This window comes from Rhizobium sp. 57MFTsu3.2 (genome assembly GCF_012932765.1).
In the GTDB taxonomy this organism is placed as follows: domain Bacteria; phylum Pseudomonadota; class Alphaproteobacteria; order Rhizobiales; family Rhizobiaceae; genus Rhizobium; species Rhizobium altiplani.
Map to the genome: position 1 here is coordinate 117,079 of NZ_JDWI01000007.1, position 13,429 is coordinate 130,507.

A 13,429-nucleotide genomic window follows, 5' to 3' on the forward strand; every position below is an offset into this window, starting at 1 on the left:
AGGCACATCCATGCGTGAGATCGGTCATTTCATCGGCGGTAAGCACGTCGCCGGCACCAGCGGCCGCACCAGCAACGTCTTCAACCCGGCAACCGGCGAAGTCCAGGCCACTGTGGCGCTGGCAAATGTCGAGGAACTGCGCGCCGCAGTCGAGAACGCCAAGGCCGCTCAGCCAAAGTGGGCGGCGACGAACCCGCAGCGCCGCGCCCGCGTCTTCTTCAAGTTCGTCGAATTGCTGAACAAGCACATGGATGAACTCGCTGTCCTCCTCTCGACCGAGCACGGCAAGACAGTCGAAGATTCCAAGGGCGACATCGTTCGTGGTCTTGAGGTCTGCGAATTCGTCTGTGGTATTCCGCATCTGCAGAAGGGCGAATTCACGGAAGGCGCCGGCCCGGCAATCGACATGTACTCCATGCGCCAGGCGGTCGGCATCGGTGCGGGCATCACCCCGTTCAACTTCCCGGCCATGATCCCGATGTGGATGTTTGCGCCGGCAATAGCCTGCGGCAACGCCTTCATCCTGAAGCCGTCCGAGCGCGACCCGTCCGTGCCGCTGCGTCTCGCCGAACTCATGATCGAAGCAGGCCTCCCGGCAGGCATCCTCAATGTCGTCAATGGCGACAAGGCTGCCGTCGACGCTATCCTGACGGATCCGGATATTGGCGCGGTCTCCTTCGTCGGCTCCACGCCGATTGCCCGCTACGTCTACGGAACGGCCGCCATGAACGGCAAGCGCGCCCAGTGCTTCGGCGGCGCGAAGAACCACATGATCATCATGCCTGATGCAGACATGGACCAGGCCGTCAACGCACTGATGGGCGCAGGTTACGGCTCTGCCGGCGAACGCTGTATGGCGATCTCGGTCGCCGTCCCGGTCGGCGAGGAAACCGCCAATCGCCTCGTCGAGAAGCTGACGCCGAAGATCGAATCGCTGCGTATCGGCCCCTACACGGACGAGAAGGCCGATATGGGTCCGCTCGTTACCAAGGAAGCCTACGCCCGCGTCAACGGACTGATCGATCGTGGCGTCGAGCAGGGTGCAAAGCTCGTCGTCGATGGCCGCGGCTTCAAGCTGCAGGGTTATGAAGACGGATATTTCGTCGGCGGTACGCTGTTCGATCATGTCACGCCGGACATGGATATCTACAAGACGGAGATCTTCGGGCCCGTTCTCTCCGTCGTCCGTGCCAAGAACTACGAGGAAGCGCTCGACCTGCCGATGAAGCACGAATACGGCAACGGTGTCGCGATCTACACCCGCGACGGCGATGCCGCCCGTGACTTCGCCTCGCGCATCAACATCGGCATGATCGGCATCAACGTCCCGATCCCGGTTCCTCTGGCCTATCATTCCTTCGGCGGCTGGAAGGCCTCGAGCTTCGGTGACCTCAACCAGCATGGTTCGGACTCGATCAAGTTCTGGACCAAGACGAAGACGATTACCGCCCGCTGGCCCTCGGGCATCAAGGACGGCGCCGAATTCGTCATGCCGACGATGAAGTAAGACGAACGAACGACGTTATTGAGTTGGGGGCTTCGGCCCCCAATTTGCGTTGAACGTGGTTCTGGCCGTCACCGAAAGTCTCGCGTGACATGATCCCGGGTTCCGGACCAAATAACGTCGCGGCAATCCGTCTCACATAAGATGATTATGATTTTCATATTTTGGAATTGTTCAAAACTAGCAAAGCCACTATATAGACCACGTGTAACTGACGATTCTGGAGATCGGCATGCGTTTGACCAAGCAGACCAACTATGCGGTTCGCATGTTGATGTATTGTGCTGCCAATGAGGGGCAGCTGAGCCGGATTCCGGAGATTGCCAAGGCATACGGTGTTTCCGAACTCTTTCTGTTCAAGATCCTGCAGCCTCTGAACAAGGCAGGGTTGGTCGAGACGGTTCGCGGTCGCAACGGTGGCGTTCGGCTCGGCAAGCCTGCGAAAGACATCAGCCTCTTCGACGTGGTTCGCGTCACGGAAGACAGTTTTGCAATGGCAGAGTGTTTCGAGGATGACGGCATGGTCGAATGCCCGCTTGTCGACAGCTGCGGTTTGAACTCCGCCTTGCGCAAGGCCCTGAACGCTTTCTTCGACGTGCTGGCGCAATATTCGATTGACGACCTCGTCAAGGCGCGGCCGCAGATCAACTTCCTGCTGGGCCTGACCGGCGAGCACGAACGCCGCAAATCCCCCGTCGTGGCACCCGCTGCCTGATCGGCGATGACGAAATTTTGATCCGGCCGCGGCAGTGTCAAATGCCGCGGCCGTTCCGTTCTAGGGGAGTTTTTTGTCGGGAGTTTCGCGTGACGCGTGTGTGAAAAGGTCGCAGCTGGCGCGAAATTATACCAAATGCGACAAGAATCACGTTTATTCAGTCCGTTTATTTCTAAGTGCGGCCCATTTTTGGCGGAAAATTACTAAAGTTGCCCATCTGGAAGAATTTTCCACTTCGGTCGTTGATTTCAGCAAACAAATGTCGTTCCATCTGCCGTCATTCCGGGTTCCCCGGGATCTCAAATAAAAGAACAAACCTGGGAAACGATATCATGAAAAAGATGTCTGTCTTGCTGGCCGCGACGGTCCTGGCTTCGGCCATGGCATCCGCAGCCTGGTCTAAAACGCTCGTTTACTGCTCTGAAGGGTCGCCGGAAGGCTTCGATCCGGGCATTTATACCGCAGGCACCACCTTCGATGCCTCCTCGCGTACGGTTTACAGCCGTCTCGTCGAGTTCCAACATGGCAAGACCGAAATTGAGCCGGGCCTGGCCGAAAGCTGGACGGTTTCCGACGACGGTACGGTCTACACCTTCAAGCTGCGTCCGGGCGTCAAGTTCCAGACGACCGAATTCTTCACGCCGAGCCGCGATCTGAACGCTGACGACGTCGTCTTCTCGTTCGAGCGCCAGCTGAAGGCTGACGGCCCCTGGGCCAAGTACGTTGCCGGCGTTTCATACGAATATGCCGCGGGCATGGGCTTCCCGGAACTCATCAAGTCCGTCGAGAAGGTCGACGACCTGACCGTCAAGTTCACCCTGAACCATCCGGAAGCACCGTTCCTCGCCGACCTGGCAATGGACTTCGCGTCCGTCCTGTCGAAGGAATATGCTGACAAGCTGCAGGCTGACGGCAAGATGGAACAGATGAACCAGATGCCGCTCGGCACCGGTCCGTACACCTTCGTTGCCTACCAGCCGGATGCTGTCATCCGCTACAAGGCCAACGAAACCTACTTCAAGGGCAAGGAAAAGATCGACGATCTCGTGTTCGCGATCACCCCGGACGCTTCCGTCCGCGCTCAGAAGCTGAAGGCCGGCGAATGCCACATCATGCCGTATCCGAACGCGGCTGACATCAAGGACCTGCAGACGGACTCGAACCTGAAGGTTCTGGAACAGCCAGGCCTGAACGTTTCCTATCTCGCGTACAACACGCTCCAGGCTCCGTTCGACAAGGCCGAAGTGCGCAAGGCGCTGAACATGGCGATCAACAAGCAGGCGATTGTGCAGGCCGTCTTCCAGGGTGCTGGCCAGGTTGCCAAGAACCCGATCCCGCCGACGATGTGGTCGTATAACGACGACATCAAGGATGACGTATACAACCCGGACGAAGCAAAGAAGATGCTCGAAAAGGCTGGCGTCAAGGATCTCAGCATGAAGATCTGGGCTATGCCGGTTTCGCGTCCATACATGCTGAACGCACGTCGCGCCGCTGAACTGATGCAGGCTGACCTTGCCAAGGTCGGCGTCAAGGTCGACATCGTCACCCACGAATGGGCTGAATACCTCAAGCTCTCCAAGGACAAGGCCCGTGACGGCGCTGCGATCCTCGGCTGGACCGGCGATAACGGCGACCCGGACAACTTCCTTGACACCCTGCTCGGCTGCGAAGCCGTCGGCGGCAACAACCGTGCACAGTGGTGCAACAAGGAATTCGACGATCTCGTGAAGAAGGCCAAGAAGACCGCTGACGTCGCAGAGCGCACCAAGCTCTACGAACAGGCGCAGGTCGTCTTCAAGAAGGAAGCTCCGTGGGCGACGATCGATCACTCCACGGAATTCGTACCGATGAGCGCCAAGGTTTCCGGCTACGTGCAGGATCCGGTTGGTGTTCACCGTTTCGACGGCGTTGATATCGCCGAGTAATCAAAATTATGCAAAGATGCCCGGCAATCCCGGGCTTGGCCGGCGGTCAGGTTTGATACCTGACCGCCGGAACACTATGGACACTTGCCAATGTTGCGATTTCTCATCGGACGCCTCGCGATCCTGATCCCAACCTTCATCGGCGTTTCACTCATCGCCTTCTCGTTCATCCGCCTGCTGCCCGGTGACCCGGTCATGCTGATGTCGGGCGAGCGCGTGATGGCGCCGGAACGCCATGCCCAGGTCATGCATGATCTCGGCCTCGATCGACCCGTCTATGTTCAATACCTGGATTACCTCGGTAACGTGGTGCAGGGTGATCTGGGCTCGTCGATCGTTACCAAGCGCCCGGTTCTGCAGGAGTTCGGCTCGCTCTTTCCGGCGACGCTTGAGCTTTCGCTTTGTGCGATCATTTTTGCCATCGTGCTTGGCATTCCCGCCGGCGTCTTCGCCGCGGTCAAGCGAGGAACCTGGTTCGACCAGAGCGTGATGGGCGTTGCCCTCGTCGGCTACTCGATGCCGATCTTCTGGTGGGGCCTGCTGCTCATCGTTCTCTTCTCGAACACGCTGCATTGGACACCCGTGTCCGGCCGCATTTCGCTGATGTATTTCTTCAAGCCGGTCACCGGCTTCATGCTGATCGACAGCCTGCTCTCCGGCCAGGCCGGTGCATTCAAGTCGGCGTTCGTCTCGCTCATTCTGCCGACGATCGTTCTCGGCACCATTCCGCTTGCGGTCATCGCGCGACAGACGCGCTCGGCCATGCTGGAAGTGCTCGGCGAAGATTATGTTCGCACCGCGCGCTCCAAGGGTCTCGCCCCCATCCGCGTCGTTGGCCTGCACGCGCTTCGCAACGCGATGATCCCGGTCGTGACGTCGATTGGTCTGCAGGTCGGCGTGTTGCTCGGCGGCGCGATCCTGACAGAAACGATCTTCTCCTGGCCTGGTATCGGCAAGTGGATGGTCGATGCGGTCTTCAAGCGCGACTACACCGTCGTTCAAGGTGGCCTGCTGCTCATCGCCGGCATCATCATGATCGTCAATCTGATCGTCGACCTCATGTACGGTCTGATCAACCCACGTATTCGTCACTAGGAGCGGCTTATGAGTGCGATAACCACCAAGTCGACCCAGCCGTCAGCGCTCTCTGAGTTCTGGTACTATTTCTCTCGCAACAAGGGTGCCGTCATCGGCTTCGGCATCTTCCTGCTCGTGCTTTTGACAGCGATCTTCGCGCCGTTGATTGCCCCGCATGATCCGAACGTTCCTTTCGACGGCATGCAGCGCGTCCCGCCGGTTTGGTCGGACAAGGGCAATCCGATGTTCCTGCTCGGAACGGATGCCGTCGGTCGCGATATGCTGTCGCGCCTCATCTATGGCACGCGCTTCTCGCTGTTCATCGGCCTCGTCGTCGCCTCGCTGTCGGCTGTCGCCGGCGTGCTGCTCGGCCTCGTTGCAGGCTATTTCCGCGGCCGCGTCGACACCTTCATCATGCGCGTCATGGATATCATCCTGGCATTCCCTTCGCTGCTGCTGGCCCTCGTGCTGGTCGCCGTTCTGGGACCGGGCCTGCTCAATGCCATGATCGCCATCTCGATCGTCAACCAGCCGCATTTCGTGCGACTGACGCGCGCCGCCGTCATCAGCGAACGCGAAAAGGAATATGTCGTAGCGTCGCGCGTCGCGGGCGCCGGCACCTTCCGTCTGATGTTCAAGACGATCCTGCCGAACTGCCTGGCTCCGCTGATCGTTCAGGCAACGCTCGCATTCTCCGCCGCGATCCTTGATGCCGCAGCCCTCGGCTTCCTCGGCATGGGCGCCCAGCCTCCGACATCGGAGTGGGGCACGATGCTTGCCGATGCGCGCGAATTCTTCCAGAGCTCCCCGTGGCTCGTCACTTTCCCGGGTCTTTGCATCCTGATCACCGTTCTTGCCATCAATCTGATGGGCGACGGCCTGCGCGATGCGCTCGACCCCAAGCTGAAGAGGTCCTGATATGGCACTTCTTGAAATCGAAAATCTCGCCGTTGAGTTTCAGACGTCCACGGGCCCGTTTCGCGCAGTTGATGGCGTGTCGCTCAAGGTGGATGCGGGTGAAGTCCTGGCAATCGTCGGAGAATCCGGATCCGGCAAGTCGGTCTCCATGCTCGCGGCGATGGGCCTTCTGCCCTGGACGGCAAAGGTAACGGCCGACAAGATGGTCTTCGACGGCCGCAACCTGCTTGGCATGTCGGCGAGCGAGCGGCGCAAGATCATTGGCAAGGATATGTCGATGATCTTCCAGGAGCCGATCGCCAGCCTCAATCCCTGTTTTACCGTCGGCTTCCAGATCGAAGAAGTTCTGCGAATCCATCTGGGGCTGGACAAGGCTGCACGGCGCAAGCGCGCCATCGAGCTGTTCGAGGCCGTTGGTATTCCCAATCCTGCCGAGCGCCTCGGCCATTTCCCGCACCAGATGTCGGGTGGTCAGTGCCAGCGCGTCATGATCGCCATCGCAATCGCCTGCAATCCGAAGCTCTTGATTGCCGATGAGCCGACCACTGCGCTCGACGTCACCATTCAGAAGCAGATCCTCGATCTCCTGATGCGGCTGCAGACGGAGCACGGCATGGGCCTGATCATGATCACGCACAACATGGGCGTTGTCGCCGAGACAGCCGATCGCGTGATCGTGCAGTATAAGGGCCGCAAGATGGAAGAGGCCGACGTCCTGTCGCTCTTCGAGTCGCCCAAGAGCGATTACACGAGAGCGCTGCTTGCCGCCCTGCCGGAAAATGCCACCGGTGATCGACTGCCGACCATCGGCGAAATTTTCAAGGGAGCGGCCCAATGACGCCCGTCCTCGAAGCAAAGAACATTGTCCGCAACTATTATCTGCCGGGCGGTCTCTTCAAGAAGGAGAGAACCGTACACGCCGTCAAGGGTGTGAGCTTCAAGGTAGAGCAGGGCAAGACGCTGGCGATCGTCGGCGAAAGCGGTTGCGGCAAGTCGACGCTCGCCCGCATCGTCACGATGATCGATCCGGCGAGCGGTGGCGATCTCTTCATCGACGGCAAGAAGATCGATATCGCTGCAGGCGATCTGACACCGGAAATTCGCCGCAAGGTGCAGATTGTCTTCCAGAACCCCTACGGCTCGCTGAACCCGCGCAAGAAGATCGGCGACATCCTGATGGAGCCCCTGATCATCAACACCGATACGGCCGCCGCTGAGCGGCGCGAATTGGCGATGGCGATGCTCAAGAAGGTCGGCCTGCAGGAGATCCATTTCAATCGCTATCCGCACATGTTCTCCGGCGGCCAGCGCCAGCGTATCGCGATCGCCCGCGCTTTGATGCTGAAGCCGCGGCTTCTGGTTCTCGATGAGCCGGTGTCTGCACTCGACCTTTCGGTCCAGGCTCAAGTTCTCAATCTGCTCGCGGATTTGCAGGACGAGCTGAACCTCACATATGTCTTCATCAGCCACGATCTCTCGGTCGTCCGCTATATGGCCGACGACGTCATGGTGATGTATTTCGGTGAAGCTGTGGAGTATGGCGCGCGGGATCAGGTTTTCAACGATCCGCAGCACAGCTATACGAAGACCTTGTTTGCGGCCACGCCGCGCGCGGATGTTGACACCATCAAGGCTCGCCTTGCGCGCAAGAGTGCGACACTCGCTGCTTCATAAGGTAGTCGTTCTCCCGTCCCCGGGAGTGCCGGAACGCTGAGAGAGACAAGCAATGCCAAAGACCAACGGAACCCCTTACGCCATCATCGTCATGGGGGTCAGTGGTTGCGGCAAGTCCTCGATCGGCCTGAAGATTTCGGACGCCCTCGGCATGCAATTTGTCGAGGGCGACCAGCTGCATCCTGCATCGAATGTCGAGAAGATGTCGAAGGGCATTCCCTTGACGGATGACGACCGGATGCCTTGGCTCGACCTCATCGGTCAGACAATGAAAGCGTCGCTTGATCGTGGGCAGGGCGTCATCGTTTCCTGCTCGGCGTTGAAGCGCATCTATCGCGACCGGCTGCGCAAGGCGGTGAATGGAAAACTCTGTTTTGTCTATCTGTCAGGCTCGAAGGAGCTGCTCACGAAGCGGATGGGTGAGCGCAAGGGTCACTTCATGCCTGCATCCTTGCTGGAAAGCCAACTCGCGACACTCGAAGTGCCGACCGGCGAGCTCGGCGTCGTGACCGTCGATATCGACAATACAATCAAAGGGATGGCGGAAACGGCGCTCCGCGATCTCAAGTCTTTGGGCGTTGTTTAGCCGTCGGTCCGCAGCAGGACCTTCTTCTCGAAGAAGAAATAGGGCCGCAGGCGAACGCCGATGACATTGCCGGCAAATGCGGCCACGGCCCAGAGATAGCCATGCAGGCTGCCCGACGAGATGCCGGAGAAATAGGCGCCGATGTTACAACCGTAGGCGATGCGTGCGCCGTATCCGAGCCGCAGGCCGCCGATCACAGCAGCTAGAACCGAACGCAGCGGAATATCCCAGCTCGGTGCCAATCGACCGGCGAGCGACGAGGCGAGCATTGCACCTGCAATGATGCCGAAATCCATGACGGAGGTGATATCCGCAAAGACGCTGTCGGCCAGCGCCTTGGCATTGGCGGGCGTCTGCCAATAAGCCCAGGCGGTCGGGTCAATGCCGATGATCTGTGCGCCCTTGGCGCCCCAAAGTGCAAAAGCCGAGGTGATGCCCCAGGGGCGACCGGCGATCGACAGAGTCACGAAGTTCAGCAAGGCAAGGGCAACGGCGCCGAGGACAAGCGGCCACGGTCCGCGCAGGAAACGCGAAAAGCCGCGGCGCGGGGAGGGCGCTTCCTTTTCGAGCGAGCGGTGCCAGCGCTTCTCGACGACAACAGTCAGTGCGGCGATCGCTGCAAAGATGATCAGCGAGACCGCGATGCCGCCGATGGCGCCGAAGCTCTGTACCAGCGAGGTCGGTGGAAGTGACGGTAGGCTCACCCACCAGTCGAAATTCACGGTGCCGAGCACCGAGCCGACGATAAAGAAGAACAGGGTGATGAGCATCCGCGCATTTCCGCCGCCGGCGGTAAACAGCGTACCGGAAGCGCAGCCGCCGCCGAGCTGCATGCCGATCCCGAACATGAAGGCGCCGACGAGCACGCCGATGCCTGCGGGCGACACCGAACCCTTGACCTCATGACCGAACAGCGTGCCGCTCGCCAGGAACGGAAAGAACAGCACGACGGCGATCGCCAGCAGGATCATCTGCACGCGCAGGCCGCGTCCGCGACCATCCATGATGAAGACGCGCCATGCGGAGGTGAAGCCGAAGGCGGCGTGATAGAGGGCAATGCCGAGGGCGCCGCCGACAAGGAACAGTGCGCCCTGAGCCGGGCCGTAATAGTAGCCGAGCAGTAGTGTGCCGAGGACAAAAACGACGAGCGCGCCGAGACCCGGCGTGCCGAGCGGGGGCTGCCGTGTCTCGAGGGCGGGGGAGGAGGCAATAGACATGTTGGATTTCCTGAGAGTTTCCCTCGTCTTATAGGCAACTCGGCGTAAACGTTGGAGGAATCAGGTCCTCCTTTCCGCCGGTCTGGCGGATTGTTGTCCTTCTATGAGCCTGTTTGGTATGCGCGCGTTGCTTATGGGTTGAAGCGCTGCGGCGAATAGGCCGAAATATCGATGAACGGTGCCTCGCCGGTGATCGCTTCCGCCAGGGCGCGGCCGGTGACAGGCCCGAGCGTCAACCCGTGATGAGCGTGGCCGAATGCGAACCACAGCCCGTCGTGCCGGGGCGCCTTGCCGATGATAGGCATCATGTCGGGCGTGCACGGTCGGGCGCCCATCCACGGCTCCGGATCGAGCCGCTCGCCGAGCGGAAAGACTGTGCGTGCCACCTTCTCGGCGCGATCGAGCTGCACCGGTGTCTTCGGCGCATCGAGTGCCGCGAATTCCGCACCTGTTGTCAGCCGGATGCCCCGGCTCATAGGTGCGAGGAAATAACCGCGCTCGGCATCGAGCGTCCAGTTGTTGAGGGTCGCATCGCCTGCCGCGGCATAATGCATGTGATAGCCTCGCTTGACGCCGAGGGGGAAGGCATAGCCGAGCCGACGTGTTGCAACAGCAGCCCAGGGGCCGAGCGCCAAAACCGCATCTTCCGCGTCCAGAGCCCCCTCGCTGGTGACCACCCGCCAGCTCGAGCCGGAGCGACCGAGCGAATTGGCGTCGCCAGTGACACACCTTCCGCCCAGACTCTCGAAGTAGGTGCGGTAGGCCATCGTCAAACCGTGCGGATCGAGTACGGACCAAGGATCGCGCCACCGCAGGCCGCCGACGAAATCTCCCTTGATATGAGGCTCCAGCCGCGCGACGGCTGCGGCGTCCAACTGCTCGTGCATGACGCCGAACTCGGCTCTAAGGCGCTCTGCCTCGGCAAATTCCGCGTCGCGCCGGCCAGCCGTGCGGAAAATCTCCATCCAGCCGTTCTTGCGAATCAAGTGCTGTGCATTGGACGCTTCGATCAGATCATTGTGCTCCGAGATCGAGTGCTCGATCAGCGGGGCATAGGCGCGGGAGATCATCTCATGGCGTTTCGCGCCGGAATTCCACCAGTAGCGCGCAAGGAAGGCGAGCTGTCCGGGCAGCGCCTTGAGGTGGTAGTGAGCGTCGATCCGGTTGTTGAAAGCGTAGCGGATCAGAAGCCCGAGTTGCTGCGGAAAACCGTACGGCACGACGCCTTCGCGTTGAATGAGCCCGGCATTCCCGAACGAGGTCTCCTTGCCTGGGGCCTTGCGGTCGATCAGCGTCACCTGCCGACCCCTGCGCTGCAGATGAATGGCCGTCGACACGCCGACGATACCGGCGCCCAGTACAATTGCATTCTTTGTCATTGCCGTGCATTCCAACTGTTCCAAGCAATGAAAATGCAACTACGGCAGGCTGCACGCAAACGAAAAATGTCGTTTTATTTCAAAAACATTGTCGTTCTGAGTGCCTCGTTTTCGGCTTTGATGCGGACGTAAAGTACGGCCGCGTTCAGCACTGAAAATGTCGCCGCGTAGAGGGGCATCCCGAAGGCAAGCGGAAGGACGGCGATTTCGCCAGCCACGATGACATAGTTCGGATGAGCCATGAATCGGTAGGGTCCGCTGCTGACGAGCGGAGCGCCCGGGAGAACGATGATGCGTGTTGTCCACCGCCCCTTGAGCGTGCCGATGACCCAGAGCCGGCCAGCCTGCAAAACCATGAAGACGGCAAACCAGATTGCGTCGACCGGACGACCGATCGCCAGCAGCCATAATCCGGCTATCCAACAGCCGTGCAGCGCTACCATGAAAGGATAGTGCTGCGGCGCGACCTCTTTCGCGCCGCTGTTTAGAAGCACCCGCGTATTGTGGCGGGCAAGGGCGAGTTCCGCGAGGCGCTGTGCGGTCACGAAGGCGAGCAGTGCAAGGGAGGGCCACATCATGCGGCTCTCTTCAAGGTCACGCAGCTGGCGGAGAAACCCGGTCCTAGGGCGACCATCGCGCTGCGTTCCGGCAATCCCTCCTTCAAGGCGCGCTCCAGCACGAAGAGGATCGTCGGCGAGGACATGTTTCCGTATTCCGCAAGCACCGCGCGCTCGTGATCCAGGGTTCCCGATTCTAGCGACAGCGCGCTCTCCAGGGCCATAAGCACCCTCGCGCCGCCGGGATGGCAGATGAAGCGACCTATATCGCGACGAGAGAGACCGTTTCTCGCCAATATCCCGTCGACGGCCGGGCCGAGTTCCGTCTCGGCAAAGGGCGGTAGCGATTGAGCGAGAACCACGCCGAAGCCGGTGTCGTCGATCTTCCAGCCCATGATACCGAGCGTATCGGGGAAAAGATGCTCCCCCGTCGACTCGACTTCGGCCTTACCCCCTCGCCCCGCCCGGAGAATGCAGGCGGCCGCGCCATCGCCGAAAAGTGCCGTGGCGATGATGTTTGCGCGCGTCAGCTCGTCCAGCCGGAAAGCCAGAGTGCAAAGTTCTATTGCCACGAAAAGCACCGTTGCGCCCGGCCGATCGCGGGCAAATCGCGAGGCGATGGCGAACCCAGAAACACCTGCTGCGCAGCCGAGTCCGAAAACGGGAACGCGTTCGATGTCCGAGCGGAAGCCCATTTTCTCTGCGAGCTGTGCATCGAGGCTCGGTGTAGCAATGCCCGTGGACGAGATGGTGACGATGCAGTCGACGTCGCATCCCTTTAGACCGGCCTGCTTGAGTGCATGGGTGGCCGTCTCGAAAAACAGGCTGCGCGCGACTTCGCCATAAGCCTCCATTCTGTCTTGCCAACCGTGCGGCTCGATGAACCATTCCAGCGGACGGGCGGCATAACGTCTCTTGATGCCGGCATTCTCGAAGACGCTTGCCAAATGCGAAAAATCCTTGAAGCGGGACGAAAACAGGCGCGCAGAGGTTTCCGCCGCCTCCTTTTGCGTGATGACGTGCTCCGGCGTCGCGACGGCAAGACTCAACAGTTTTACGGTATCACTCACGGGATGCTCCTTTTGCCCGGCGCGTGAGCGGCTAACACGTCAGGCCCGCATTTATTCGCCCGCACCGAGATCGCAAGGTGCAAAAAAGAAGAACACGCAATCGAATAAAGTGCCAGTCAACGGTGTTCATTCGCCGCCAACGTCATTTTCGTAGGAGATATCCCATGACGATCGCGACTGTTCGTATTGCTTCCATCCTGGTCGGCGGCTGCATTGCCGCGTTTGCACTCTCCACGCCCGCATTTTCGATTGGCGGCGGCAGCAGCAGCGGCGGCAGCAGTAGCGGATCCAGCGGGTCCAGCGGCTCCGGAGGGAGGAGCAGCGAAAGCACCATGCCGACCTGCAAGAAGGGCCAGATGTACGACAAGAGGACGAAGAGGTGCGTCAAACAGAGCAGCGCCAACGTGACGGAAGAAAACCGCACGGACTACGCCTATTCGCTGGCAAAGGCCGGACGCTATGAAGAAGCGCTCGCCATACTCGATACGCTGAAGGATCCGAATACCGCCGAGGCTCTGAACTATCGCGGCTACGCCACCCGCAAGCTCGGCCGCACGGATGAAGGCATTTCCTACTACCTGAAGTCCGTTGAGCTTGATCCCAAATACGCGCAGGTTCGTGAATATCTCGGCGAAGCCTACGTCATCAAGGGTCGGCTCGATCTTGCCAAGGAGCAGCTGGAAACAATCAAAACGATCTGCGGCACCGATTGCGAGGCGTATCGCGATCTGAACGAAGCGATCCTCAAGCCTTGACCATTGAAGAACAGCGGGAATGCGCAACCACGGTTGAATAGGAACCTTC

13 protein-coding genes are annotated in these 13,429 nt (G+C 60.0%); 9 read left to right on the forward strand and 4 right to left on the reverse strand.

Annotation, left to right across the window (positions count from 1 at the left end; translation table 11 throughout):
• Nucleotides 1-10 precede the first annotated feature (10 nt).
• The 8 genes from AF71_RS10270 (at nt 11) to AF71_RS10305 (ending at nt 8,402) form a co-directional block, all read left to right on the forward strand.
• Nucleotides 11-1,507 (forward strand): CoA-acylating methylmalonate-semialdehyde dehydrogenase, encoded by a 1,497-nt coding sequence (locus AF71_RS10270; protein ID WP_018856855.1) that lies wholly within the window; start codon nt 11-13, stop codon nt 1,505-1,507.
• A 229-nt stretch (nt 1,508-1,736) separates the two neighbouring features.
• Nucleotides 1,737-2,219: an iron-responsive transcriptional regulator RirA gene (rirA, locus tag AF71_RS10275; protein WP_018856856.1), complete on the forward strand. Its 483-nt coding sequence runs from the start codon at nt 1,737-1,739 to the stop codon at nt 2,217-2,219.
• Nucleotides 2,220-2,551: 332 nt separating this feature from the next.
• Nucleotides 2,552-4,147 (forward strand): ABC transporter substrate-binding protein, encoded by a 1,596-nt coding sequence (locus AF71_RS10280; protein ID WP_018856857.1) that lies wholly within the window; start codon nt 2,552-2,554, stop codon nt 4,145-4,147.
• A 90-nt stretch (nt 4,148-4,237) separates the two neighbouring features.
• Nucleotides 4,238-5,242 carry an ABC transporter permease subunit gene (locus tag AF71_RS10285; protein ID WP_016552833.1) on the forward strand — a complete coding sequence of 335 codons (1,005 nt, stop codon included), beginning with the start codon at nt 4,238-4,240 and terminating at the stop codon, nt 5,240-5,242.
• Between the two features lie 9 nt (nt 5,243-5,251).
• The gene (locus AF71_RS10290) at nt 5,252-6,142 is read left to right on the forward strand and encodes an ABC transporter permease subunit (RefSeq protein WP_018856858.1); all 891 of its coding nucleotides are present in this window, start codon (nt 5,252-5,254) and stop codon (nt 6,140-6,142) included.
• Between the two features lies 1 nt (nt 6,143).
• The gene (locus tag AF71_RS10295; protein ID WP_169681230.1) at nt 6,144-6,980 is read left to right on the forward strand and encodes an ABC transporter ATP-binding protein; all 837 of its coding nucleotides are present in this window, start codon (nt 6,144-6,146) and stop codon (nt 6,978-6,980) included.
• Nucleotides 6,977-7,816: a dipeptide ABC transporter ATP-binding protein gene (locus AF71_RS10300; protein WP_018856860.1), complete on the forward strand. Its 840-nt coding sequence runs from the start codon at nt 6,977-6,979 to the stop codon at nt 7,814-7,816. Before AF71_RS10295 ends, AF71_RS10300 begins: the two co-directional genes overlap by 4 nt.
• A 52-nt stretch (nt 7,817-7,868) precedes the next feature.
• Nucleotides 7,869-8,402, forward strand: a complete 534-nt coding sequence (locus AF71_RS10305; RefSeq protein ID WP_169681232.1) for a gluconokinase — start codon at nt 7,869-7,871, stop codon at nt 8,400-8,402.
• Here the strand turns inward: AF71_RS10305 and AF71_RS10310 are convergent.
• The 4 genes from AF71_RS10310 to AF71_RS10325 all read right to left on the reverse strand — a co-directional run bounded on the left by AF71_RS10310 (nt 8,399) and on the right by AF71_RS10325 (nt 12,625).
• On the reverse strand, nt 8,399-9,619 hold the full coding sequence (locus AF71_RS10310; protein WP_169681234.1) for a YeeE/YedE family protein: 1,221 nt from the start codon (nt 9,617-9,619) through the stop codon (nt 8,399-8,401). The genes AF71_RS10305 and AF71_RS10310 overlap by 4 nt on opposite strands.
• Nucleotides 9,620-9,750: 131 nt before the next feature.
• Nucleotides 9,751-10,998 carry an FAD-binding oxidoreductase gene (locus AF71_RS10315; RefSeq protein WP_025659486.1) on the reverse strand — a complete coding sequence of 416 codons (1,248 nt, stop codon included), beginning with the start codon at nt 10,996-10,998 and terminating at the stop codon, nt 9,751-9,753.
• Nucleotides 10,999-11,072: 74 nt separating this feature from the next.
• A complete protein-coding gene (locus AF71_RS10320; RefSeq protein WP_112667597.1) occupies nt 11,073-11,576 on the reverse strand; it encodes an isoprenylcysteine carboxylmethyltransferase family protein in 504 nt (167 codons plus the stop codon).
• On the reverse strand, nt 11,573-12,625 hold the full coding sequence (locus tag AF71_RS10325) for a type III polyketide synthase (RefSeq protein WP_169681235.1): 1,053 nt from the start codon (nt 12,623-12,625) through the stop codon (nt 11,573-11,575). Before AF71_RS10325 ends, AF71_RS10320 begins: the two co-directional genes overlap by 4 nt.
• 164 nt (nt 12,626-12,789) lie before the next feature.
• Here AF71_RS10325 and AF71_RS10330 point away from each other — a divergent pair, with 164 nt between their 5' ends.
• Nucleotides 12,790-13,380 (forward strand): tetratricopeptide repeat protein, encoded by a 591-nt coding sequence (locus AF71_RS10330; protein ID WP_018856866.1) that lies wholly within the window; start codon nt 12,790-12,792, stop codon nt 13,378-13,380.
• Nucleotides 13,381-13,429 lie beyond the last annotated feature (49 nt).